General features: G+C 35.8%; 18 protein-coding genes. 6 read left to right on the forward strand and 12 right to left on the reverse strand.

Annotated features, from left to right (window positions below):
• Positions 1 to 207: 207 nt before the first annotated feature.
• The 3 genes from J3U50_RS07205 to J3U50_RS07215 form a co-directional block, all read right to left on the reverse strand.
• On the reverse strand, positions 208 to 756 hold the full coding sequence (locus tag J3U50_RS07205; protein WP_301945964.1) for a hypothetical protein: 549 nt from the start codon (positions 754 to 756) through the stop codon (positions 208 to 210).
• 145 nt (positions 757 to 901) lie between these two features.
• Complete coding sequence (locus tag J3U50_RS07210; RefSeq protein WP_301945965.1) at positions 902 to 12,691, reverse strand: DUF1542 domain-containing protein; 11,790 nt, start codon at positions 12,689 to 12,691, stop codon at positions 902 to 904.
• Between the two features lie 439 nt (positions 12,692 to 13,130).
• Entirely contained in the window at positions 13,131 to 14,459 is a 1,329-nt protein-coding gene (locus tag J3U50_RS07215; RefSeq protein WP_301945966.1) for an MFS transporter, read from the reverse strand.
• A gap of 81 nt (positions 14,460 to 14,540) precedes the next feature.
• Here J3U50_RS07215 and J3U50_RS07220 point away from each other — a divergent pair, with 81 nt between their 5' ends.
• Positions 14,541 to 14,945 carry a MerR family transcriptional regulator gene (locus tag J3U50_RS07220; RefSeq protein ID WP_301945967.1) on the forward strand — a complete coding sequence of 135 codons (405 nt, stop codon included), beginning with the start codon at positions 14,541 to 14,543 and terminating at the stop codon, positions 14,943 to 14,945.
• Positions 14,946 to 14,959: 14 nt separating this feature from the next.
• On the opposite strand, the gene J3U50_RS07225 is transcribed toward J3U50_RS07220, so the two are convergent.
• The 3 genes from J3U50_RS07225 to J3U50_RS07235 form a co-directional block, all read right to left on the reverse strand.
• On the reverse strand, positions 14,960 to 15,229 hold the full coding sequence (locus J3U50_RS07225; RefSeq protein ID WP_301945968.1) for a hypothetical protein: 270 nt from the start codon (positions 15,227 to 15,229) through the stop codon (positions 14,960 to 14,962).
• Positions 15,230 to 15,549: 320 nt separating this feature from the next.
• On the reverse strand, positions 15,550 to 16,449 hold the full coding sequence (locus tag J3U50_RS07230; protein WP_301945969.1) for a histidine phosphatase family protein: 900 nt from the start codon (positions 16,447 to 16,449) through the stop codon (positions 15,550 to 15,552).
• Positions 16,450 to 16,586: 137 nt separating this feature from the next.
• Positions 16,587 to 17,549, reverse strand: coding sequence for a DUF4352 domain-containing protein (locus J3U50_RS07235; RefSeq protein ID WP_054607764.1), 963 nt, complete (start codon positions 17,547 to 17,549; stop codon positions 16,587 to 16,589).
• Between the two features lie 141 nt (positions 17,550 to 17,690).
• On the opposite strand from J3U50_RS07235, the gene J3U50_RS07240 reads away from it, so the two are divergent.
• On the forward strand, positions 17,691 to 18,194 hold the full coding sequence (locus tag J3U50_RS07240; protein ID WP_301945970.1) for a GNAT family N-acetyltransferase: 504 nt from the start codon (positions 17,691 to 17,693) through the stop codon (positions 18,192 to 18,194).
• A 17-nt stretch (positions 18,195 to 18,211) separates the two neighbouring features.
• On the opposite strand, the gene J3U50_RS07245 is transcribed toward J3U50_RS07240, so the two are convergent.
• The 4 genes from J3U50_RS07245 to J3U50_RS07255 all read right to left on the reverse strand — a co-directional run bounded on the left by J3U50_RS07245 (position 18,212) and on the right by J3U50_RS07255 (position 21,237).
• Positions 18,212 to 19,915, reverse strand: coding sequence for a hypothetical protein (locus J3U50_RS07245; protein WP_301945971.1), 1,704 nt, complete (start codon positions 19,913 to 19,915; stop codon positions 18,212 to 18,214).
• The gene (locus J3U50_RS07345; RefSeq protein WP_368042537.1) at positions 19,890 to 20,141 is read right to left on the reverse strand and encodes an ABC-three component system middle component 6; all 252 of its coding nucleotides are present in this window, start codon (positions 20,139 to 20,141) and stop codon (positions 19,890 to 19,892) included. The genes J3U50_RS07245 and J3U50_RS07345 overlap by 26 nt, the downstream gene beginning before the upstream one ends.
• Positions 20,125 to 20,730, reverse strand: a complete 606-nt coding sequence (locus J3U50_RS07250; RefSeq protein WP_301945972.1) for a hypothetical protein — start codon at positions 20,728 to 20,730, stop codon at positions 20,125 to 20,127. Before J3U50_RS07250 ends, J3U50_RS07345 begins: the two co-directional genes overlap by 17 nt.
• A 225-nt stretch (positions 20,731 to 20,955) precedes the next feature.
• The gene (locus tag J3U50_RS07255; protein ID WP_301945973.1) at positions 20,956 to 21,237 is read right to left on the reverse strand and encodes a hypothetical protein; all 282 of its coding nucleotides are present in this window, start codon (positions 21,235 to 21,237) and stop codon (positions 20,956 to 20,958) included.
• Between the two features lie 198 nt (positions 21,238 to 21,435).
• On the opposite strand from J3U50_RS07255, the gene J3U50_RS07260 reads away from it, so the two are divergent.
• From J3U50_RS07260 to J3U50_RS07270, 3 genes are all read left to right on the forward strand, one after another.
• Entirely contained in the window at positions 21,436 to 21,780 is a 345-nt protein-coding gene (locus J3U50_RS07260; RefSeq protein ID WP_301945974.1) for a hypothetical protein, read from the forward strand.
• Between the two features lie 131 nt (positions 21,781 to 21,911).
• Positions 21,912 to 22,112: a hypothetical protein gene (locus J3U50_RS07265; RefSeq protein ID WP_301945975.1), complete on the forward strand. Its 201-nt coding sequence runs from the start codon at positions 21,912 to 21,914 to the stop codon at positions 22,110 to 22,112.
• A 202-nt stretch (positions 22,113 to 22,314) separates the two neighbouring features.
• Positions 22,315 to 23,625, forward strand: a complete 1,311-nt coding sequence (locus J3U50_RS07270; RefSeq protein WP_301945976.1) for a hypothetical protein — start codon at positions 22,315 to 22,317, stop codon at positions 23,623 to 23,625.
• Positions 23,626 to 23,649: 24 nt separating this feature from the next.
• Here the strand turns inward: J3U50_RS07270 and dcm are convergent, their stop codons facing one another.
• Positions 23,650 to 24,939: a DNA (cytosine-5-)-methyltransferase gene (gene dcm / locus J3U50_RS07275; protein ID WP_203619634.1), complete on the reverse strand. Its 1,290-nt coding sequence runs from the start codon at positions 24,937 to 24,939 to the stop codon at positions 23,650 to 23,652.
• An 89-nt stretch (positions 24,940 to 25,028) separates the two neighbouring features.
• Here dcm and J3U50_RS07280 point away from each other — a divergent pair, with 89 nt between their 5' ends.
• On the forward strand, positions 25,029 to 26,465 hold the full coding sequence (locus tag J3U50_RS07280; RefSeq protein ID WP_301945977.1) for a Sau3AI family type II restriction endonuclease: 1,437 nt from the start codon (positions 25,029 to 25,031) through the stop codon (positions 26,463 to 26,465).
• Positions 26,466 to 26,503: 38 nt separating this feature from the next.
• Here the strand turns inward: J3U50_RS07280 and J3U50_RS07285 are convergent.
• Positions 26,504 to 26,625, reverse strand: a 122-nt coding sequence (locus J3U50_RS07285; RefSeq protein ID WP_301945981.1) for an IS3 family transposase, incomplete at its 5' end; no start/stop codon positions are given.

The following is a 26,625-nucleotide window of genomic DNA, read 5'->3' on the forward strand; positions in this document are numbered from 1 at the left end:
AATTTGTTATAGCAACTTCGTTAGATACAAGCATCATGTGCTTGCATCCAACAAATCAAATGCAAGCACTACATAAAGTACCAATAGTTGCTATAATAACTGGCTGCTAAGTTCTTCATAAATTACATCCTCCTTCGGTTTTAAATTAAAATATCATTAAATTATCATTAGAGAAAGCATAATTCTAAACGCAATAATTGTCAACGTTTATTTGCCAATTATTTTATACAGACACCAAATCATGGTAGGAGAAAAACGTTTAATCACTTCAAACCGACTACCGTCAATCCCTTGATTCGTCGAGCTTTCAAACCATTCCTCACTGACAATCGCATAGGCATAATCACCGCGTAAAAAATTTTTCAGTGCTTCTGGTTTACTGGAAACGTAGTCATGGATCAAATCGTCGTCAAAATCATGTAAGAATGCTGATGTAGCTGGGTGTAAGACGACTTTTTGATTATCTTGGTGTAGATTATGCACCAAAATCATCGGCATGGTCGGTAGGAAAAAAGTATCGACAATCGATAGTTGATCGACGTATTTGTAGTTATTATCGACCCAGTTATCATTACTTTGAGCACTGCGGAAAGCCACTGGTACCAACATATATTGCCCTTTTAGTTTTGCTAGTTCACTATAAATATCATCAAAACTAGCGTGTAGTCTGATATCCACTTCTTGTCTTTCTGCAAGATACTGGGCGGCTTGATAGCTATCGGTCTGCTTAGGGCCCAATGTATTGATAATCTTCATCGTCATCACTCAATTTCTCTAATCGTTTTCTAATAATTAATTATACTAAGTGGATTTTCCTAGTTTGTCAAAATAAATATAAAAAACGACCCACCAATTACTGGCGAGTCGTTTTTTCGTTTGCCTAAATCATTTTAAGCAAATGTTATTTAATTTTTTGAACTAAGTTCTTGTTAGCACTGATGTAACTACCATTATTTAATTGCAATCTGTAAGTAGTACCAATCTTCTTCACTGCTTTAACGTTCAAAACAGTTCCGCGTTTGTATGACTTAACAGACTTAGTTAACTTAACGTTCTTGTAGGCGCGGATTCTAGAACCGATTACGCGAACCGAACGTACCTTGCTGCTGTAGTACAAAGGTTTTACGTATGAAGGCTTAGTGGTGATGTAACCCCACTTCTTGTGATCTACTCTAAATAGTCCCTTCTTGTTACGAACGATTTGGTATACCTTGTATCTCTTTAGTCCATTCTTGTTGGTAGTTTCGCCAACAATTCTGAACATCACAGCGTTTGGACGAGCTTGCTTCTTGTAACCTTGGATTCTGTTCTTGTGACTGAAGTTAACACTTGAGTATCTGTAGAATCCTTTAACCATGTATACGTTACGTGGTGTTGTTTGCTTACGAACCAAGTTCTTGTTAGCGGTAATGTAGTGACCGTTAGTTAATTGTAATCTGTATGTGCTACCGTACTTCTTGACTGCCTTGACCTTCAAAACAGTACCGTGCTTGTAGCCCTTCACAGCCTTACTTAACTTAACATTCTTGTATTCACGGATTCCCTTACCAATAACCTTGATTTGTTGAACGTTGCTACGGTAGTACAAAGGTCTCATGTAAGAAGGTTTAGCGGTGATGTAACCCCACTTCTTACGGTCCACTTTGAATGAGCCGTTCTTCTTAACAACGATTTGGTATACCTTGTATCTCTTTACACCGTTCTTGTTGGTAGTTTCACCGATGATTCTAAACATTACAGCGTTTGGACGGGATGTAGCCTTGTAACCTTGAACACGGTTCTTCTTAGTGAAGGTAGTGCTTAGGTATCTGTAGAAGTTCTTAACCATGTAAACATTACGTGGAATAGTTTGTTCAGGACCACTTCCGTTGTTTTGTTTCTTAACATGTTGAATATCCAAGATGTGTAATTGTGGCAAAATCCTAGCTTTAATGGTATCTGCATTTCTTGATGAATCAATTTCTGCTTCAGCATTGACCTTGGCACGTTCAAGATTCTTCTTTTGACGTGCCTTTTCAGCACTGCTCAATGTTTTATCAGCATCAATTGCCGCTCTAACCTTGTTGGCCTCTTCTTCAATTCTTGCCTTTGCAGCTGATCTTTGAGCATCCAATGATTGACCGGCAACATGATCTGCATCAATCTTTGCGTTGGTGTCGCTGATGATTTGGTTAATGCTATCAGCATTAGTTGCATTATCAATAGCTTGTTCACTGGCTGATTTATCAGCGTCAACTTTGGCCATTTGAGCATCCTTTTCAGATTGAGTCAATGTGGCATCGTTTGCGATGTCATTCTTAACCTTAGCGGCCTTGGCATCTAGGTCAGCCTTAGCGGCACTCTTTTGGTCATCAACTGGTTTGCCTGGAACATAGTCAGAAGCAATCTTAGTATTACCATTGCTGATAGCTTGGTTAATGCTGTCAGCGTCTGGTGCGTTGTCGATGGCTTGTTCAGCGGCAGATTTATCAGCATCTACTTGAGCCATTTGAGCATCCTTTTCTGCTTGGGTTAGAGTGGCATCATTTGCGATGTCATTCTTAATCTTGGCAGCTTGGGCATCTAATTGAGCCTTGGCGTTGCTCTTTTGGTCGGGTAGTGAAGTCTTGCCTGGAACGTAATCGGCGTCCATCTTGGCATTGCTATCACTGACTGCTTGGTTAATACCATCAGCATCTAAAGCATCGTCGATAGCCTTTTCTCCAGCGGTCTTATCAGCATCTACTTGAGCCATTTGGGTATCCTTTTCAGCCTTAGTTAATGTGGCGTCATTTAAGATATCGTTCTTAACCTTAGTAGCTTCTTCTTCAAGTTTAGCCTTGGCATTAGTCTTTTGATCACTCAATGAAACCTTACCTGGTACATATTGAGCATCAATTTCTTCGACACCTTGAGCAGTCATTGCATTGATGTTGTCAGCATTAGTTTGAGCATCAACATTGTCTTGGGCTGCCTTGTTCTTGGCATCCACATTAGCCTTTTGTTGTGCTTTTTCAGCACTAGTCAATGTCTTGTCAGCATCAATGGTTGCCTTGGTCTTGTCAGCTTCAGCATCTAGTTGCTTCTTAGCTGCGTCCTTTTGGTCAGTTAGTGACTTACCTGGAACGTAATCAGAAACGATAGAGTTGTTGCTATCAACCAATGCTTGGTTAATTGTATCAGCGTTCTTGGCATCATCAATTGCCTTTTCTCCAGCAGTCTTGTCAGCTTCAACCTTAGCGATTTGTGCTTCCTTTTCTGCTTGAGTCAATGTGGCATCATTTGTGATGTCTTGCTTAATCTTAGTAGCTTGGTCTTCCAATTGTTTCTTAGCAACAGATTTTTGACTATCTACTGGTGTGCCAGCAACGTGTTCCTTATCAACTTGAGCGTTAGTATCACTAACTGCTTTGTTAATGTTATCAGCTTCTGTGGAATTGTCGATAGCTTCTTTTCCGGCTTTGACATCGGCATCAACCTTAGCCTTTTGAACGTCTTTTTCATCACTGGTTAAGGAGTTATCGTTATCGATATCACTCTTAACCTTGGTTGCTTCAGCATCTAGTTGAGCTTTGGCGTTGTCCTTTTGAGTATCTACTGAAGTTCCTGATTGATGATCGTTAGAAATATTGTTGTTTCCATCAGCAATTGCCTTGTTAATGGAATCAGCATCTGTGGCATCATCAACCGCTTTTTCAGCAGCAGTCTTGTCTGCATCCACCTTAGCAACTTGGGCATCCCTTTGTGCTTGAGTTAATGTGGCATCGTTTTGGATGTCTTGCTTAGTCTTAGCAGCTTGTGCTTCTAGTTGTTGCTTTGCTGAGGACTTTTGATCATCTACTGATGTGCCTGGTATGTGGTCACCAGTAATCTTGGTGTTACCATCACTTACTGATTTATTGATATTGTCAGCATTTTGAGCGTTATCAACTGCATTTGAAGCTTCATTCATATCTGAAGTTGCTTGAGCTTTTTGAGCATTCTTTTGGTCGGTAGTTAATGTGTCATCATCGAAGATTTGTTTAATTAAATCATCTAATTTTTGAGATAGTTGTTTCTTAGCAGCAGATTTTTGATCTGACAATGGTGTTCCTGGTGCATAGTTGTTATCAACATTTCCAATCATTCGGTCAGATAAATCATTGATATCGTCTGCATTAGTTGCTGCATCAATGTTCTTCTTAGTATCTTCTGCTTCGCTATCAACCTTGTTCTTTTGTGCTTCTTTTTCTGCACTGGTTAAGGTGTTATCAGAATCGATTTTATCTTTTGTACTTTTAGCTGCAGCATCAACCGCATTTTTGGCGTCAGATTTTTGCTTATCTAATGATGTCCCTGATTGATGGTCTTTAGAAATCTTATCTTTTCCATTGCTAATTGCCTTATTAATATCGTCTGCATTTGTAGCAGCAGATACAGCTTTTTCAGCAGCAGTCTTGTCTGCATCTACCTTATCTGTTTGTTCCTTCTTTTGGTCAGAAGTTAATGTTACATCATTTTGAATATCATTCTTAATCTTAGCTGCTTGATCATCTAATTGCTTCTTAGCAGCATCTTGTTGATCCTTAACTGATGTACCTGATTTATGTTGACCATCAATATTAGTATTACCATCTTTTATTGCACCGTTAATTTCATCTGCATTTGAAGCATCATCAATCTTAGCTTGGGCAGCTTTATTAGCATCATCAACATTCTTCTTTTGTTGTGCTTTTTCTGCACTAGTCAAAGTGTCATCAGCGTCAATATCTGCCTTAATCTTGTTAGCTTCAGCGTCTAATTGCTTCTTAGCGTCAGATTTCTGAGTGTCTAATGGTGTACCTGATTTGTGTTCACCATCAATCTTTTGGTTACTGCTATCAACAGCTTGTTTGATACCTTCTGCATCGGAGGCAGCGTCGATAGCCTTCTTACCAGCGTCAACATCAGCATCGATGGCTGCCTTTTGAGCATCCTTTTTGGCTTGAGTTAATGTGTTATCGCTATCAATTTGACTCTTAACCTTGTTGGCTTCGTTGTCTAGGTCATTCTTCTTGGCTGCCTTTTGAGCATCCACGGATTGTCCTGAAACGTGGTCACCATTGATTTTACCTGTAGTGTCACTGACTAACTTGTTGATGTCATCGGCGTTAGTTGCACTATCAATGGATTTTTCGCCGGCTTCTCTATCAGCGTCAACCTTGGCACTTTGGGCATCTTTTTCGGCTTGGGTTAATGTCGCATCGTTTGCGATATCTTGTTTAATCTTAGTTGCTTGGTCGTCCAATGACTTCTTAGCAACTGCCTTTTGGTCATCAACTGATTCACCTGGTACATGGTCACCATTGATTTTATCGTTACCATTATCAGTTGCTTCTTTGACACCTTCAGCATCAGTGGCAGCGTCGATAGCCTTTTCAGCAGCTTCCTTATCGGCTTCTACCTTGGCAGTTTGAGCGTCCTTTTCTGCTTGGGTCAATGTTGCATCGTTTTGGATATCGTTCTTAGTCTTAGCTGCTAGGTCTTCTAATTGTTTCTTAGCAACGGACTTTTGGTCATCAACTGATGTTCCTGAATTGTGATCGTTAGAAATATTCTTATTACCATTATCGCTGGCTTCCTTGACACCTTCCGCATCTGAAGCGTTATCGATTGCCTTTTCAGCAGCTGTCTTGTCAGCATCCACCTTAGCAGTTTGGGCATCTTTTTCAGCTTGAGTTAATGTCGCATCGTTTGCGATGTCTTGCTTAGTCTTAGTTGCTAAGTCTTCTAATTGCTTCTTAGCATTACTCTTTTGATCTTGTAATGGTACGGTACTTGTTACGTAATCATTATCAACTTGAGTATTAGTATCACTGATTACTTTGTTGATACTATCCGCATCTGCAGCCTTTTCAATAGCATCTTTACCAGCTTGAGCGTCAGAATCAACTTTATTCTTCTGAGCTTGCTTTTCAGCATTAGTTAATGTCTTATCAGCATCAATTTTATCTTTTGTAGCTTTAGCTTCAGCATCAATCTCATTTTTAGCGTTAGATTTTTGTGTGTCTAATGATGTTCCTGGTGTGTAGTCAACATCAATAGCCTTGTTAGCATCACTAAGCGCCTTGTTGATGCTGTCGGCATCTGTTGCGTTATTAATAGCTTGCTTACCAGTTTGAACATCAGCATCAACCTTAGCCTTTTGGGCATCCCTTTCAGCTTGAGTTAATGTTGCATCGTTTTGGATTTTATCCTTAATACTATTTGCTTCTGCATCTAATTGAGAAGTTGCATTACTCTTTTGACTGTCTACTGATGTTCCTGGTACGTGTTCACCAGCAACCTTCTTATTAGCATCACTCAATGCATCATTAATACCGTCAGCGTCGGTTGCACTATTAATAGCATTCATACCGTTTGTAACATCTTGGTCAATGTTAGCTTTTTGAGCCTTCTTTTGGTCACTTGTTAATGTGGCATCATTGTCAATATCTTGCTTAATCTTAGCAGCTTGGGCATTTAATTGATCTTGAGCAGTTTTCTTTTGGTCTGACAATGGAGTACCAGAAACATGTTCACCATCAATTTTATTCTTAGCATCAATAATTGCTTGGTTAATGCCATCAGCATTTGATTGCTTGTCAATGGCATCCTTACCAGCTTGAACATCGTTATCAACCTTGGCCTTTTGAGCATCTTTGGCTGACTTACTCAATGTTGGGTCGTTATCGATGTCTTGTTTAATCTTGTTAGCTTCAACGTCTAATTGCTTCTTAGCGGCATCTTGTTGGTCCTTAACTGATGTACCTGGTTGGTGTTGACCATCAATATTAGTATTACCATCTTTGATTGCTTGGTTAATTTCATCAGCATTTGAGGCATCATCAATCTTAGCTTGGGCAGCTTTGTTAGCATCATCAACATTCTTCTTTTGTGCTTCTTTTTCAGCACCAGTCAAAGTGTCATCAGCATCAATAGCAGCCTTAATCTTGTTGGCTTCAGCATCCATTTGTGACTTAGCATCATTCTTTTGGTCAGCCACAGACTTACCTGAATGGTGTTCACCATCAATCTTTTGGTTGGTACTGTCTACGGCTTGTTTGATACCTTCTGCGTCGGAAGCAGCGTCAATAGCCTTCTTACCAGCGTTAACATCAGCATCAATGGCTGCCTTTTGAGCATCCTTTTCGGCTTGACTTAAGGTGTTGTCAGCATCAATAGCTGCCTTAACCTTGTTCGCTTCTGTATCTAGGTCATTCTTCTTAGCTGTCTTTTGATCAGCTACTGCTTGGCCTGAAGTGTGGTCACCATTGATTTTAGTTGTAGTGTCACTGATTAACTTGTTGATGGCATCGGCATTAGTTGCGCCATCAATGGCCTTTTCGCCAGCGTCTCTATCAGCGTCAACCTTTGCGCTTTGGGCGTCTTTTTCAGCTTGAGTTAATGTTGTATCGTTTGCGATGTCTTGTTTAATCTTAGCTGCTTGGTCATCCAATTGCTTCTTAGCAGCAGCCTTTTGATCATCAACTGATTTACCTGGTACATGGTCAGCATTAATTTGCTTGTTACCAGCATCAGTGGCTTTCTTGACACCTTCAGCATCTAAGGCAGCGTCGATTGCCTTTTCAGCAGCTTCTTTATCGGCTTCTACCTTGGCAGTTTGAGCATCCTTTTCCGCTTGAGTCAATGTGTTATCGTTTGCGATATCTTGTTTAACTTTGGCTGCTTGGTCGTCCAATGTCTTCTTATTACTTGCCTTTTGGTCATCTACCGATGCATGTGAAACGTGGTCGGCAGCAATCTTATCTTTGTTGTCTTTAATCAAGCTGTTAATGCTATCAGCATCAGCTGCGTTGTCGATTGCTTGTTTGCCGGCATTTGTATCTGCATCAACCTTGGCGCTTTGAGCATCCTTATCAGCTTGAGTCAATGTCGCATCATTTGCGATGTCTTGTTTAATCTTAGCTGCTTGAGCATCCAATTGTGACTTGGCAGCTGCCTTTTGGTCGGCTAAACTCTCACCTGATTGGTGTACATCATCAATGTCGGACACACTTTGAGTGATTTGGTTATGGATGTCATCCACATTTGTTAAACCATCAATCTTAGCTTGTTCAGCAGAGCTTACACTATCAACCTTGTTCTTTTGATCAGCCTTTTCATCACTAGTTAAAGTTGGGTCTGCATCGATTGCCGCTTTAACCTTGTCAGCTTCAGCTTGAATAGCTGCCTTAGCGTCAGCTTTTTGATCAGCAATTGGCTTACCTGGTTGGTGATCTTTTTCAATAGTTCCATTCCAATCGCTAATTGCTTGGTTAACACCATCGGCATCTTTAGCATTGTCAATTGCTGATTCAGCTGATTGTCTATCAGCATCAACCTTGGCCATTTGGGCATCTTTTTGACTTTGGGTTAATGTGGCATCGTTTGCGATGTCTTGCTTAATCTTGGCAGCTTGGGCATCTAATTGAGCTTTTGCATTAGCCTTTTGGTCAGGTAATGAAGTCTTTCCTGGAACATATTGAGCATCAATATCTTTGATACCTTGGTCGTATGCAGCCTTAATACCATCAGCATTAGTTGCAGCATTAATCTTAGCTTCAGCAGCTGCCTTTACGCTTTCCACATTACTCTTTTGTTGGTCTTTTTCTTTACCAGTTAATGAAACGTCAGCATCAATTTGGTTCTTAACCTTGGTTGCTTCAGCATCCAAGTTAGTGTTGTTAGAATCCTTTTGATTATCAACTGAGCTTCCTGGTTGGTGATCGTTAGCGATTTGACCACTGTTATCACTTAGTGCCTTGTTGATGCTATCAGCATCAGTAGCGTTTTGGATTGCTTGTTTACCAGCGGCTGCGTCGGCGTCTACCTTGGCAGTTTGAGCATCCTTTTGCGCTTGAGTTAATGTTGCATCGTTTGCGATGTCTTGTTTAATCTTAGCTGCTTTTTCATCTAATTGGTTTAAAGCATCTGATCTTTGACTGTCTACTGGTGCCTTGGAAGTGTGATCAGCATCAATGTTGCTTGTTCCATCACTGATTGCTTTATTAACACTGTCGGCATCACTTGCATTATCAATTGCCTTTGATGCGGCATCTGCGTCAGCATTTACCTTAGCAGTTTGAGCATCTTTTTGCGCTTGAGTTAATGTTGCATCGTTTGCGATGTCTTGCTTAATCTTGTTTGCTTCATTAGTAATTTGTGACTTAGCGTTAGATTTTTGCGTATCTAATGGTGTACCTGATACGTGTTTGCCATCAACGTCGGAAATACCTTGTTTGATTGCTGAATTGATATCGTCGGCGTTTGTTAAACCGTCAATATTAGTTTGGGCCGCGGCAGAAGCTGAATCTACAGCATTCTTTTGCTTTGCTTTTTCTTCACTAGTCAAACTGGAATCCGCAGCAATGGCAGCTTTTACCTTGTTAGCCTCAGCTTGAATAGCTTGTTTAGCAGTTGCCTTTTGATTATCAATCGCTTGGCCAGGTTGATGGTCCGCTTCCATATTCAAATTACCATCACCCAATGCCTTATTAATGTCATCCGCATCAGCAGCATTATCAATTGCTTGCTCAGCAGCAACTTTATCAGCTGCTAACTGATCCATTTGGTCATTCTTTTGATCTTGCGTTAATGTAGCATCATTTGCGATATCATTTTTAATCTTAGCTGCTTGGACATCCAAATCAGCCTTAGCGTTAGTCTTTTGGTCGGCTAATGAAGTCTTACCTGGAACGTATTGGTTATCAATGTCTGTGACACCATTATTGTATGCGGTATTAATGTCATCGGCGTTAGTTGCAGCATTAATAGCAGCTTGTGCAACACCCTTTGTACTATCAACATTGGCTTTTTGAGTATTCTTTTCTGCTGTAGTCAAAGTGTTATCGGCATCGATTTGATTCTTAACCTTGGTTGCTTCTGCTTCTAGGTTAGCGTTGGCATTTGCTTGTTGATCAGCAACTGAGGTCTTACCTGGAACGTATTGTTTATCAATGTCAGTAATTCCTTGGTTGTATGCGTTATTGATGTCATCGGCATTGGTTGCGGCATCAATTTTTGCTTGGTCAGTCGCTTTGACACTATCAACGTTGGCTTTTTGACTGCTCTTATCTGAAGTAGTCAAACTGTTATCGGCATTGATTTGATTTTTAATCTTGGTTGCTTCTGCTTCTAGTTGAGCCTTAGCATTAGCCTTTTGGTCAGTTAATGAAGTCTTTCCTGGGGCGTATTGGTTATCAATGTCTGTGACACCTTGGCTATAAGCATTATTGACGCCATCAGCATTAGTTGCTGCATCAATATTGCCTTGGTCATTTACTTTGACATTGTCGACGTTATTCTTTTGAGTAGCTTTTTCTGCGCTAGTCAAAGTGTTATCCGCATCAATTTGATTCTTAATCTTGGTTGCTTCTGCTTCTAGATTAGCCTTGGCATTAGCCTTTTGGTCAGCTAATGATGTCTTTGACGGAACGTATTGGTTATCAATAATTTTAACACCGCTGGTATTCAAATTGATGATATCGTCTGCGACATTGGAAGCATCAATTTGAGATTCAAGGCTAGCAAGAGCACTATCAACATTATTCTTTTGTTGTGTCTTTTCGGCACTAGTTAATGTGTTGTCAGCATCAATTTGACTCTTAACCCAACCAGCTTCATTCTCTAATTGATTTTTGGCTTCAGATCTGCGTTGATCTAATGTTTTTGAACTTGGTGCATATTGTGCGTCAATATTTTGGATACCTTTATCACGTGCATCGTTGATTTTATCAGCAGTAAATGAATTTTGAATATTTGATCGTGCCTCACCTCTAGCCTGAACTAGGTTTGATATTTCTCGTTCTTTTTCGTCAGAGGTTAGTGTGTTATCAGCATTAATAGCATTCTTCATCTTTGTGAATTCAGCATCGATAGTAGCTTGAGCGGTAATCTTTTGATTAGGAATACTTGGACCCGGAACATATTCACCATTAATTTGGTTTACACCTTGGGTACGAATACCCGCTACGTTTGCAATATCAGTAACGGCTTGTAGTTGACTAGTGTAGTTATTCTTATCTGCCACAACATTTTGCAATTGTTGGTCAGATTGGTCCTTAGCAATTGTTCTATCATTTTGAATATTATTAGTAGTGTTTGTAACGGCATTGTTAATATCATTAATGGCGGAATTAATGGTAGCTTGTAGTTCCACCTTCTTAATAGAATTAATACCATCTGATAAAGCACCAGCGATTTGACTTGATTGAGAAACGCCCAATAAGTTTGCTTGTGCTGTTTGCAATGCACTATTAACAGAATTAGTAAATGATTGCTTATCATTAGAAGACAAGTTGCTTAGGTTTGAAACGTTGCTTGTTGATGTAGATGCTTGGTTACTTAATTGAGAAAGCGCGTTAGATAGTGAAGTATTGTCAGCTCTATATGCGCTTTGAATAGCGTTCAATTGAGAAATAAAGTCACCATCGGTTGTAACTGCATTAATTTGAGAAGTGTAGTTATTTAATAGTTGAGTGGCTTGATTTAATGGAGTTGTTTGGTTTAAATCATTTAAAGTTCTACCTCGCAAATTGTCAAGTAACTTAGAGTTAAAGTCATTACCGAATTTGTCATATGTCAAACTTCTAGTGGATGAGAAAGCAATTTGAGTACTAGGTTTAATAAGTTCTCCCTTACTATTTTCTCTATGAGTGGACATGAATGCTGAAATCCAGTCATCAGGGGTCACCTTAACTGGATCAACATATACTGCTAAATCAATATTTCCACCAACAACTCTACCGGTCCTATACTTGATATAATATCTACCATTATTCATTGTTAAATCCTTAGTACCATCATCATTAGAAACAGTTACTCTGCTAACTCTGCTTGATAGGTTAGGACTCAAATTCAATGCGAATTCTAGAACACGATCTACCCCACCGGTACTACTAATTACTTCAGAACCGAATTGAAAGTTGATAATGTATTTATTACTGGAAGGGTCATAAGTTACCCCGTTATAAGTTAACTTAGTATTGGCAATGGCTTTCTTATATTGAGCACCATTTTCTCCACCAGGTCCACCTATAAAAGTATTGCTATCAGCAGGAGCACCACTTCCATCCCTCAATGATAGTCCTTCATTACTATCGTCTGAGCTAGATGAAGAGCTTGCCAAAGAAGCGTCTGATGATGTTGATGAGGCGCTTGATTGTTGTGATTGAGAATCACTTGAACTTTGACTATTTTGATCAGCACTTGAACTAGCATCACTGGATGCATTTGAGTCACTACCATCTTGGTTTGCAACATGACTTGCATCAATATTATTCTTACCGTCACTTAGTGCTTGGTTAATGCTGTCAGTGTCAGTAGCATTGTCGATTGCTTGTTCACCTGCTGCCTTGTATGAATCTACTTCAGCATTTTGGCTATCCTTATCGGATTGAGACAAAGAAGCATCATTGTTGATGGCATCCTTGACCTTGCTAGCTTCAGCGTCTAGTTGAGCCTTAGCTTCGTTTTTTTGGTTATCAATAGTTGAATTATTACTGTTATTATCTTTGTTATTATCTTGATCAGTGGTTGTATTTGCGGAAACTTGAGTTTCACTAGCAAATGCAACATTTTGGTTAGATTGCATTACAGCAGCGGCTCCAATTAGTGAAAATGAAGCTACTGATAAAACAACCCAATTTTTCTTTACTTTTCTCATAATTTTCTTGTCAGAATTTTTTCTGAACTGTTTGTGGTTGTATAACATTTTATTAACCTCCTATCAGAAAATAAATTTTTTTCAGCAAAGGAAATTATAAACCGAAATTTAATTCTATCAAGGTCACCAACGGCTGATATATCAATACCTAGTCTACTTTTTATAATGTTTTTTTAATCAAGGTTGTCACAAGCTTGATTTATAGGCATTATGAAAGTAAAAAATATTAGAAAATCCATTGTTTAAGTTTTGTTTAAATTTCATCCAACCGTGATAATTCACAGAAAATGAGAGGTAAATGAAAGATTGATATATTAACAATGATGTGACAGTGTGCATATATCATTCATTAAAAAAATAAATATTTTTAAACAAATGTCTAATTTTTTTGAAATAAAAAAGACTGCTCAAATTGGCAGTCTTTTTATTTCAAATTTTTGGCTAAATGGCTAAATGTAGCCATGTATCTTTGGCTAAATAGATACATTTATTTGCGATGAAGTCGTTTGATATTAGTCGCCATAATTAATGGAACTAACATCAATAGTGACATTAATAGTGTTTGGTAGTGATAAGCGGTAATCACATTAGCAATTCCGGCGGTCAAAGTGACCACTAGTGACAATAGAATCGAACTCCCTAGTTGATGGAAGACGTTAACGGCACTGGAAGTCGCCCCACCCAATTCCTTTGGTGTGTTGGCAACACCTGATACCGTCAGTGGACCGAAGGAGAATCCTTGACCGATCCCAATCACAATCATTGGTAGTGCCACTGAAATCATGTAGCCGTGTTTTAAATCCAAACCGAATAGCATTAAGACACCAATCAAGGTCACGATGGTACCAAATAGCAATAAGTTTTCGTTTTTATACTTGCTTGATAGCTTGGATTGAATCATCCCAAACAAGAATTGTGGAATCGTTTCTGGCATGAAACCAAACGCGGAAAGTAGCGGCGTGAATCCATAGTACTTTTGTAATACCTGTGGGACTAAAAAGAAGAATGAAAACATTGATCCGATATAAAAGAATCTGGCGATATATGCGGAAACACGTTCTGGATCCTTGAAGATTGCCATTGGCATGATTGGATTATCAATCTTAACTTCGCGGAATAAGAAGATCACCAATAATACGACAAAAATGGCGATAAATAGTCCCTTGTGACCGGTACCGTTAATTGCATTAACCAGTGATAAGATAGCTAGCACGGACAGAATTGAGCCGATATAGTCCAAATGACTGTGCACTCGGGCGTTTGCATTTGGCACGAAGAAAATAGTTAATAAAATCAATAAAATGCCCAGTGGGACGTTGATTAGAAAGCCTAATCGCCAGGAATAAAATGTCGTCACTAATCCCCCGATGATTAATCCGACACTGGCACCTAATCCGGCGGTCACTCCGTAAAATGAAATGGCTTTTTCTCGTTTCTTCCCCTCATAAGTATCAAGTAGTAATGCTAGTGAGGTTGGCGCTAGAATAGCGGAACCGATTCCTTGAAACGCACGCATCACGATGATAAATAAGCCGTTTGGTGCGATACCAACTAGTAGTGAGAATAATGTGAAGATGACCAGACCAATTAAGAAGACTGGTTTTCTTCCATACAAATCACCTAAACGACCACCTAGTAACAACAGACTACCAAAGACCAATGCATAGATATTCGTAATCCATGCAACACTTTGACTAGTCATGTGCAAGCTGCTGGCGATTTGGACCGTACTAGTAAATACGACGGAATTATCCAATAGAATCAAAAAATAGCTAATTAAAATAATCGGCAGGATAATGCCAAATTTATACTTCATGCTTGTGTCCTCCTAAAAATATGATAAAGTAATCATATTACTTAAAGTTAACTTTAATGCAAGACATTGAGGTGAAAAATTTTGAACATTAAAGAAGCCAGTCAAATTACTGATGTGCCAGCATCTACCATCCGTTATTACGAAAAGGAACACATCATCCCCGCCGTCGACAGAAACGAATCTGGCGTGCGTGACTTCGATGACCATGCGATTAGACGAATTAGTTTTGCGAAGAAAATGCGTGATGCCGGAATGGAAATCAGCACATTGAAAAAATACATTAACCTGTTCGATAACGTTGAAGACAGTGAAGATGAACAACTAGCCCTACTAGTTGAACAAAAGCGTCTAATGGAAGAAAAACGCGACAAGATGAATGATGCCATCGACCACTTGGCTCACAAGATTGAGAACTTCGACACCCACATGTTAAGAATCGAAGACGAATTAAGAGCAATGAAGGCAAATAAAAAAGAACGACTATAACAGTCGTTCTTTTATTATGCTTGTTCTTCATTTGCAGCTACGAAATGGTAGATGATGTAGCTAACAGTCCAAACAAAGATGAACACTAGAAAGATTAGGAGTGCTTTTACATCTAATTCGATGTTGAAGTTCAAGAATCCCTTTAGCTTGATGATGTTAAAACCTAATAATGATCCCCAGGCACCTTTAGAGTGCACCAAAAGTTCTACAAAACTATCAAGTAAAATTAGAACCAGGTACAAGATGGTACCATATGAGAACCAATTAAATGTCTTTTTTAACATGGTCTTCCTCCTAAATATCGGTTACTGTTATTATACACAAAAAGCAATCCTTTGTCGGATTGCTTTTTGTTTTATCTTGGCTAATTCTATGAATGCGAGGCCTAACAGCACTGTAAGTAAAGGATGAGGTAAAGGATTAAATTCCTCATGGCGTGATGTTAATTATTAATAGTGATTACGGAAACTATAATCGATCAATTAATCTTTTCGGCTGGAGATAAACGACAATTACCTACCATAATCACCATGCATCCAGTCGACGAATTAGCCAAGTTACGGCCTTTCTTCATATTATTCGTTCAAAATACAAGTCATCTCAATTATTTTTCGTAATCAACCTTCATGCTAGCTGATTCCTTTACCTTGTGGCTTTGTAGATACTTAGCACCCTTTTGGGCGTAACTTAGATCACCAACCTTTCCAAATGTAGCCTTACCTGTCTTTACGTTGTAGTAGACTTTGGTAACACCTGAGTTAGGAATTAGTCCGTTAGTTAATAAGCTCTTGTCGGTCTTGCTTAGGTTATGGTCATATTTTGATAAATATGCCCCAATAATTTCACCTGAACTGACTACTAAAGCATTCTTACCGTGCTTTTTGTATGTTGCATCAGCAACTCGTTTGATACCCGCTGCTTCTCTAGCTAGTACCTGATTAGCACTTTCTGCACGGTCTTCAGCAGGTGTTGAGTCATTCTTTTTATCTAGTTCATAGATTGCTTGAATTCGTTTGGCAGTGGTATCTAGACCAAACTTCTTGGACAATGCAGCATTGTCTTTTACTCCATAATAGTCATCAATTGCCTTACTGTGATCAGCTTCTTGATATAATTCGTACTTTCCGCCACCAACTTCTCTCAACTGAGGAGTCTCTAGAACAGTTAGTTTACTATTACCTGAATAGTCCAACATGTCTTTGATTGTGTCTAAATGACGCACCAGTTTACCACACGCTGCTTCTGTGAAGTGAACTCCTCGAAGTCCTGCTCCCACCTGTTTGGCAACCAAGTCACCCTGCGGCGTCAATGGATAGTCATCCCATCCTTCCGCTAGTGTCATTACGTTCCCGGTGGTCTGCCCATGTCGAGCAAGATAAACCGTCACAACGTCATTACTCTTATTTGAACTTGGTGCTTTACTCTTGGCTGAAGCGGCCACCCCAGTACTTGAAAGTGTTAAAAATAGCAATAAGCCACTCATTAATTTGGCTTTGGAAATCATTAGCGTCATCTCCTGATGAATTATTTATGGAACATCTTTAATATATGCCTTCCATGTAAATTTGCTATAAAGATTATGTAAAAGTTATGTAAATATAAAAAAGAGAGGCGCCGATAAAGCGCTTCTCTTTTTATTTATTAGTTTAAGTCGATATCTACGGTGTGGTTATCGAAGAAATTAGGTTGGTATTCCAACTTTAACTTAGCGTTTGGATTAGCTTGACCGATTAAGTAACCAGTAACTTTTGAACCTTCATCTAAGGTACCGCTATCGATAGTATTATTATCATAAGTATCATTACCAGTAGTTTCATCTAGATCAGTACCATTACCATCAGCACTCAACTTAAAATCAAAAGGATTGTAGTCTTGCTTGTCACCAGTATCGTTTTGGATGGTAACATTAATTGCAACATACTTATTACCACTCTTAGGAGTGTCAATATCATCACCATCATCATACTTAATATCATTTACAGTGACTTTGTATCCCTTGTAATTAATGGTTTCTCCAACCTTGTATTGTTTGTTCAATACAGCTTCAGAATCTGATTTTGAAGATGAGTCTGTGTCTGAGTCTGTGTCTGTGTCTTGTGATGATTTTGTTTTACCTTGTGTAGTAGAAACATCACTGTCTGATGAACTTGAGCTTGAACCATGTGATGATGCAGTAGCAATAATTGCAATTGAAAGAAGTACTGAAACAGCAATAACTACCCAAATCCACCATACCTTATACCAAGGAGCAATTACATCATTTACTTGTGATGCTTTCTTGGCTGGTTTTTGTAGAAATTCAAAAACAACAGCGATTATAAGTAATACAATTGATGGGAAAGCAAAAATCATTGATAAACCAGATATCGCACTACCAATAATCCCCAATACTGGCCCTACGATTGAAATATTTAATTGCTTAGCATAATACAATGAAACAGTGTTTAAAATCACACCGATCCATGTAACTAAATAGAAAAATCCCCCGTTGGTATTTCCATTATTTGCAATTGCTTGCGCAATTACGACAAACCATGAAATAAACAACATTAAACAGTTAAAAATGTTAAACGCTGCAGTCCATATATTAATTTTAGACTTCATGTAAAAAATTCCCCCTAAATTTTAATCCATATTTAATAATATCATAACGAAAAATCAATTCAAAGGAATCTTTTATTAAGATATTAGTGAATAATACTTCACAAAGGGTTATACTCTAATTAAAAATAGGAAGTGATAATTATGAATAATATCGCTGAATTTAAGCTGGATAGACAAAATTATGGTCTAGCGTTAGTCGAAGAATTTATGTCCACCGAAATTTACGACATCATTAACAAAGACCGCGAAGAATTAGCCAAGTGGCTACCATGGGCTAAGGACATGCAATCAATTGATGACGAAGCAAAATTCATTCGCTATGCTAAAGAACACAATATATTCGTTCTAGCAATTTTAAATGGTGCAAAACCAGTCGGTATGATTGATCTACACAATGTGGATCAAGTTAACCATACCGCTGAAATTGGCTACTGGTTATCCAGTGAATATCAAGGTAAAGGAATCATGTACAACAGTGTGCAATCACTTGTTAGTTATGCATTTAACTTCTTTGATATGGAAGAGCTAATTATTAAAGCTGAAGTTGACAATGAACCAAGCAGACACGTTGCTGAACGCGCTGGATTCACATTCCAAAAAACAGAAGAACCATTTGCGATTTATGCAAAACAAAAGAACGGCTAATTTAGCCGTTCTTTTTATTAGACTTTAAACAATTTATCATTTGACGATAGCTTTAATATCTTAAATTCATCTTTTTTGGCACTATCAAATTCAGTATTTTTCAAGGAATTTTCTAAATGTTCATTTAACACAGAAACAATAAACTGTGATTCAGATAGTTCTGCCTTCTCTATAATCCTACCTAAAACATCGCTTTCTATATTTTCGATAAGATCATGGACAATAAATCTAGGAGTTACTTTATCAATCTCTTTAGCATAACCTTGATAGGCCAAATCGTATGCGGCTATCATCGATTTCCTGCTACCCTCGCTGGAGCTGCTGACATTGTTAATATCTATTGGGAACTTTTTTAATTCATCATTATACTTTATCTTCGGAATTTCTCCATTTATATATTCGGTATAACTAGTAAAATACTTATTAAATAAATCTATTCTATTTTGATTAATGTCATAGTTATTTATTAACTCATCAAGACTATCTTTATATTTCTCTATATCACTTTTACAAGAAGTTATAGATTTATACAAAGCCTGTTTTTCAGATAATTCATTTTGAAAATGAATTAATTTTTCTCCCAATGATAGATAATCATCTATTTCATCATTGTTAATCAGAGAAATGTATTCCATATTATCTCTTTCTAATATTTTTAAATCATTTTCTCTATCATTCTTTTCCTTTATCAAATCGTCATTTAAATGTCTTAAGTATTTTATCCTATTAATCATTAATTTACGATTAAAATCTATCAGGTCGTTAAAATCCTTGTCAACGGATGGAAGTAACACGCTAATTTCCTTATAAAAATCTAAATATATATTATTTTTGTCATTCTTTTTACTTTGTTGGGTTAAATTTTCCAAGAAAATATTATTCATTTTAATTTCATAGTTAATTCTATCAATATCATTGTAAATTTTATTATATTCATCTCTATACTTGCTTATTTTTTCTTTATTGTCTTTAAAGTAATCATTACTAACAATGTTTAATAATTGTGCTTTTATTACTTTTGCTTTTATGTTAATGCCATCTATTGATTCTTTTAAAGCTACTAGATTTTGAACATTATTTCTTTTTTCTAATTCGTTTATATATACTTTCAATGATTTAAGTTCTTTTCTTATTTCTTCTCTCTTATTATCAACTTTATAATCTCCTACATTAAATAAGTAATCATAAATCATACGATAAGTTGTATTAGGAGCACTATTTAAATTTCTCAAAAATTTTGTTTCTTCTTTAGCAGTAGATATCCTAATAAACGATTGAATTAATTGTCTAAATGTTGGCTTTTCATCGTATTTTATAAAAAGAATTTCTCTAAGTGTTTCATTATACGTTTTTAAAGATACTTCTTCATCGTTTATATAGTGTTTACCTTCATGAAACAAATCTACCTTAAGTTCAATTAAATCATCTTCATGTTCACTAGCAAAAGAACTACTAATTAAAAGTTTAGCTTGCACCTCATTTTCATCTATAAAGTCTTTTAATTCATAGTTTATAGAACCAATTTCATCGTCTTTATAAATGCTTCTTGTACTTCTCGCCCCCATTAATATATCGATTAGTCTTAGAAAAGTTGTTTTACCAACATTATTATGTCTATTCGATGATGAATCGTCTACAATACAATTAAATCCTTTTCTGAAATTAACCTCTCGAATTATTGATCCGTTATTTTTTTTAATTATTAGTTTCTTTATAAACATGCAATCCTCCATATTTGTTTACTGTTATTTTATCTATGTAAAACAAAAAATCTAAAGACAAAAGAAGAAAATCATATCTTATCGCTTCATATGAACAATCATCATTAATGAGATTATATAACCTACAAATATCAATACCATCATTATCGTGTATATATTTATATGATAAATTAATTGTGTAATATACCGTTTCATATGGATTATTATTTTTATCTAAGATTATCATCTTTACTATCTCCTAACGGATTTTCCAAAATTTTGCACTTTTCAAGGCTGTAAGTAAGCAACAAAATAATAAATAAATTTATTTTTTCTTCCGAAATCGTTTTTTCTATATCAAAACCATTTCTGGAATCTGACTTTATTGATTCATAAATATCCTGATAAACTAAATCTAATATTTGATCTCCATCCATTGGCCTAATCTTATTCATATTTTCGTCATAATTAGCATGGTCATAATAATATGAACTAACTTTTCTTATTATTAACTCAGAATTTGTAAAAGAACTAATCACATTATTAAAAGTCATCAATTGAGAATAAGCGTCTTTTGATTTGTACACAAACTTTGGTGCACGATTATATTTAAGCTTATGATTAAGTTCATCTGGAATTTTAAGGTCATAATCATCCAAATTTTTATCTTCATCTATTTCACTTACTTTTAGCAATAGAGTATAAATTTCAGATTTAGTAAGTCGGTTTGGGTTACAGTTAATTATTTTATAAAAGTTATTATCACCGACGTTTATGCTGTTATTATCACCGACATGTTCAACAACATTCTTTTTTGAGGAACTAAATTCGACCATAAGACACCTCTCTATTTTTTAATGTTGTCGCCAATTTTAACACTATTATTATTTCCTATTTTTTTTACAATATTTTTATTATGGATGTTCACGTTTATTCTATTTGATGAATTAAAAAATTTTTTTATTCTTTGTATTAATTTAATAAACATTTTTTATCTCCTTGTAAATAATACTTATATATAATTATATATTCCATTTATACAAAAGAAAAGAACGGCTAATTTAGCCGTTCTTTTTATTTTCCTTTAGCATGTAGTCCATGAATCCATATAAAGCCATCCAGATTAACATGATGACAATGAAGTAAATCAATGTCTTCCATGTGATCAATAGACTAAAGTTGAATTCCCCGGGGTTAAAATTCTTAACGACTCTTACGCCCATTAGAGTGCGCCAAGTAGATGGTGATTGATAGTAAAAGCCTTCCAAAAATCCATCAATAATAGTTAAGATTACATATACCCCAACGCCAAGTGAAAACCATTTGCTCATCTTCATTTGCATAATGTAACCCACCTTTATTATGTACTAACCACATAATAGCACAGCAATTCTCTTCGTTGCATCAAAAAAGGCTATAAAAAACATGTTATATCAACATTTTGACGAGTTAATACAAAATGATGACAATAGTTTGTCATTTTCATTAAGTTTATAAAGTGGTATATTCTTATTACTACAAAATTCAAAGGAGGTGCCATGATGAAGACAATCAGAAACATTATTATCCTAGTATTCCTTGCTGTGCTTATCTTCATTGCTTTGCCTGTTGGAAAAGACTTCTACATCCAAAGCTCATTAAGCAAACAAGCTACTTCAGCAATCAGCAACCAACAAGAATTAAAGAAAGTTGCTGCTAACGAATCAACATACGTGTACTTAACTCAACACAATAATGATCGTATCTACAATTCAGAATCAGATACTGGTAAAGGAGATACCTACCGTTACTCCGCCAAGTATGGTGATAAGAACATCACACTTACTGGTACCCTATCCAACGCTGGATTTAAGGTAAAACTAGATAAAGTGGAAATCACACAATAAGAAAAAGCTCTCCTGTTTGGGATAGCTTTTTTGTTTTAAATTTTATCGAACTAAATACTGAACACTTCACATCTATGGTGATACTATATAGTTGGATTCAGATATAAATTGAATTGATAGAGGCGATTAATATGACTGAATCAGAAATTATAGATGGAATTAAGCAAGTAAAGACAACACCAGGTATGATTAATTACCTAAGACAATTACTAAAGGATTGTCGAAAAGAAGATCCTACTGACGTTCACACATTCCATAATTTTGAAAAGGCATTGTATGATTATGAGAATCATCAATACCAAACTCATAACCAAGCAGATAATTCACTATAATCTTGTTAAGTCAAAGAAGGTCTTATGATGATGAAGAGATTTCGAATTCATGATTGCACTACTTTGTTACTTGATAGATTTTCAATATAATGTAGAGACATTCTAAATAAAAAGACACCCATTTGTTGGGTGCCTTTTTATTTATTAACATGTTCTTCTATAATATACTTTAATAACATAATTACAGTGTATGGAGAAAAATATGAACAAGAAAGAAACTATACAATCTTTAGCTAACGCATTGATAAATTTAACAATTAAAAAAAATGTAAATTCAATAAATAATTCATCTATATTCAAAAAAAATATTAAAAATGATACCAATGCGTTTAAATATGTTAAAAAAATTCAAAACGACATTATTAAATCAACTGGCGGGTGGAATAGTCTTCAAAAATATCAAAACGATATTATAAATGGCTCCAATGCATTTGAATATGCTAAAAAAATTCAAAACGACATTATTAAATCAACTGGCGGGTGGAATAATCTTCAAAAATATCAAAGCGATATTATAAATGGCTCCAATGCGTTTGAATATGCTAAAAAAATTCAAAACGACATTATTAAATCAACTGGCGGGTGGAATAATCTTCAAAAATATCAAAACGATATTATAAATGGCTCCAATGCGTTTGAACATGCTAAAAAAATTCAAAACGACATTATTAAATTAACTGGCGGGCGGAATAATCTTCAAAAATATCAAAACGATATTATAAATGACGCCGGAGCATTCGAATATATAAAAGTTATACAAAATGTTACAAAAACAATTAATAAAAACATATTCTTGGTTAATAACGATAATCTATCTAAGAAATCACAAGAAATAGAAACCAATTCAACGTTAATTAATAAATTATCTATTCAAGAATCTAAAATAGTTTTAAGTAGTGAATTAGACCATGAAGACAGTAAAATAATTGAAATACTTGGTGAAAATTGCTGGGTATTACCAAAGGAATTAATTAATGATGTAGATTTTTATAAATTAATCCTATCTAAAAATAATAAGGATATAGATAATTTTATTTTGAATTACTTTGAAAATAATCATTACGATATGTTGAATACTTATTTTACAGAAATAAAAGAGAATATACTAAAAATGAAATCCCAGTTATCTAGTGAATACCACGATTTTGCCTCTACAATTATAAATACATTTCATAAAGACCACTCCTCTTTAAAAGTATTAATTCCATCTTTATTTGTTCTTTTAGAATTTATAAATTCCACAGGAAAAAAATATAAACCATTCGACTCAAAAACGAGTGGTAAAGCATTTTATAATGATGGTGCTAAAGAAAACAAAAGACATGTAAAATATAGCATGTACTTAGTTGGAGTAAATGTATATTTAAATTTTGATGAATACAAAAAACATGGAGAAAAAAATCTAAATAGAAACGTAATTCAACACGGAAAAGCTAACACTAGCAAATTAGGGATTGTCGATTTTATAAAGCTGTCCATATTATGCAATGCTTTTTCTTTTGAAAGCATATAAAAAGACCTCTAATGAGGTCTTTTTTTAATCATCATATTCATTTACGATTTCTTTAATTCCTTTACCTATACCTTCGATAATAGAAGTAACAAGTGCGTTACCCATGAAGAACATTCTCATTCTATCGCTAACTTCTTTAACTTCACCATCAACGATTTTATATTTAGTCCAATCATCTGGGAAATCTTGCATTCTCTCTGCTTCGATTGGTGTTAACACTCTATATCTATCATTAATCTTCAACCAATGAGTTGATCTGTTAACACTTCCCTCAGAGGTAAGCATGGTTCTACCTGGTAGTGATAAATCTTCATAAGGAGACATTCCACCTTCGCTGTAGGTATAAGTATGTCCATCGGCGGAAGTTCTTTCAATATGTTTTGGACCACGAAGATAAGCAAACTTATCAATTTTAGCTTGGTCATCTACATAATATTTTTCATCAATATCATCTTCTGGTTGAACAATATCTCTTAGTGGAGTTGGTTTTTTATCAGAATTTGGAACAGAGTCGATAGTAAAGTACTTGCCGTGTCTCATAATTCCAGTATTGAATACTTTACCAGTGAAATTATCTGATGCAGCTACAATATCATCTGGTAGTTCATAATAAGCTCTTCTACCTTTATATAACTCTTCTTTAATTGGGAATTGCTTTGCAAATAGACCTTCTTTAAAGATATATTCGTCATAAGCATCATCTGGGATTAATTCTTCGTCAAAATCATATTTTTCGTCCAAATGTTTTGCATATGGTAGGTCATTACGGAATACGAAGAAATAAACACGACGACGGCGTTGAGCTCTTCCGTAATCAGCCGCATTAATAACACGCCATTCTACAGAATATCCTAGGCTATTTAATGCAGTAAGCATAATTGAAAAATCTCTTCCTCTTTGCTTAGCAGGAGCTTTCAATAATCTATCAACATTTTCAAAAATCATATATTTAGGATGGATATCTTTAGCAGCTCTGATAATTTGCCAGAATAAAACACCCTTTTTACCTTGAATTCCCATTTCATTTTTCTTAGATCTCGCTACTGAGTAATCTTGGCATGGAAATCCACCAACTATCATATCTGCATCCATCGAACTGAACTTTTCATCAGAAATTTCAGCAACATCAATTCCAATATTCTCGGAATCTGGGAAGCGGTAGTTGTATACATCAAAAGCATCTTGGCTTTTTCTTGATGGTTCATATTGATTGGACCACTTTGTCTTAAACAATGATTTATCTGCATTATCTAATCCGATACGGAATCCACCGACTCCGGCAAATAATTCTAAGACTTTAAGTTCTTTCGCCATGCTAATCACTCCTTTTTTTGAATTATTAATATATATTATATAATATATGTAGAAAAGGATCAACACATATTATTCAAGAGGGGCCAAATATGGATTTTAAAACGAAGGAAGAAGTACATAATAGAGCTGTTCAGATTGAAAACATTAAGCAAAAAGATCTTATAAAAATGCTAAATCTGCACATAAAAGGTAACAAAAATGCCATGGGTGACGTGTTCGAAGCTTGGTTTGGAAAGCCAAAGGACTCAGCAAGTCAACCTGATTTAGGTGTGTCCGAACTAAAAGCAACTCCTTTCAAACGTTTAAAAAATGGTGATATTAGTGCTAAGGAAAGATTAGTCCTTAACATTATTAATTACGAAGATTTAGATAAAGAAAATTTTGAAAATAGTCATCTTCTTGAAAAAAACAAAGTGCTGGAACTTGGATACTATGAATATAACAAAGACATCCCCAAAGAAGATTGGTTTTTCGCAAAATGTGTTATGTATGAAATGCTTAACAACAAGAACGATTTAGAGATTATCAAAAAAGACTGGGAAATCATTCAATCATATGTAAAACAGGGTAAAGCTGAAGAAATAAATGAAGGAATCACCAACTATTTAGCCGCTTGTACAAAGGGTGTAAACAAGCATTCAATGAGAACACAACCAAATTCAAACGTCATGGCTAAACAAAGAGCTTTTTCCTTAAAAGGAAGCTTTATGACGACCCTTCTGAGAGACTACATCTTTGGAAATAAACATTCAGATGCAATTATTAAAGATTCAACTGAATTATCAACTCAATCTTTAGAAGATATTATTCATTCAAAATTTAAACCTTTTATCGGAAAATCAGTAAAAGAAATAGTTAACGATTTGAATATTCCGATTAAAGAGATTAAAACTATTGGTAAATACAATGTTGAAATTGTAAATAGAATTTTAGGTATTAAGAGTAGAAATGGAATTGAAGCTGATGAGTTTAAAAAAGCTTCCATTGTGCCTAAAACGGTTCAATTCAATCAAAGAAATACAAACAAAGAAAGTATGTCTTTACCACCTTTCAAATTCAAAGATTTAGTTGAAGAAAATTGGAATGACAAAGATGGTTCTCCAGAAGCATCCTTGAACGTTTATTTTTCAGAAACAAAATTCTTGTTTGTAGTTTTCAAAACAGATGATGATGGAATTAACTATCTAAAAGGAATTAAATTCTTTAGAGTTCCAGAAGACCAAAGAGAAGGTGTCATAAGGGAAGCTTGGCAACAAACTGTAGACACCCTACTTTCTGGCGTAAAGCTCACTTTTGAAAACAATAGAGTCTCAAATAACCTTATTTCTTCAAAAGATAGAAAAATAATCCATGTCAGACCACATGCCGCAAAAAGTAGCTATGTTGATAGTAAAGATTCTAATGAATTACCAGTCCCCGCAAATTGGACCAATAAGCCCTCTGAATACTCTGATAACTTTATGACAACTCAGTCTTTCTGGCTAAATAGTAGGTATATAAAGTCAGCAGTAGAGGATTTATTATAAAAAGCAGTGTGACCTGAACCCCTAAAATTGGAGGATGGTTATGCAATTTTCTGGGAGGAATTGTTCCGGTATTCAACCAGTGACATTCCTCCCAGTTTTTGTTTTATACGATAATTGTTGTAATAGGATATATATTCCTTAACCGCTTGGTTAAGGGAAT

The sequence above is a fragment of the Lactobacillus sp. B3795 genome, from assembly GCF_026535805.1.
Taxonomy (GTDB): Bacteria; Bacillota; Bacilli; order Lactobacillales; family Lactobacillaceae; genus Apilactobacillus; species Apilactobacillus kunkeei_C.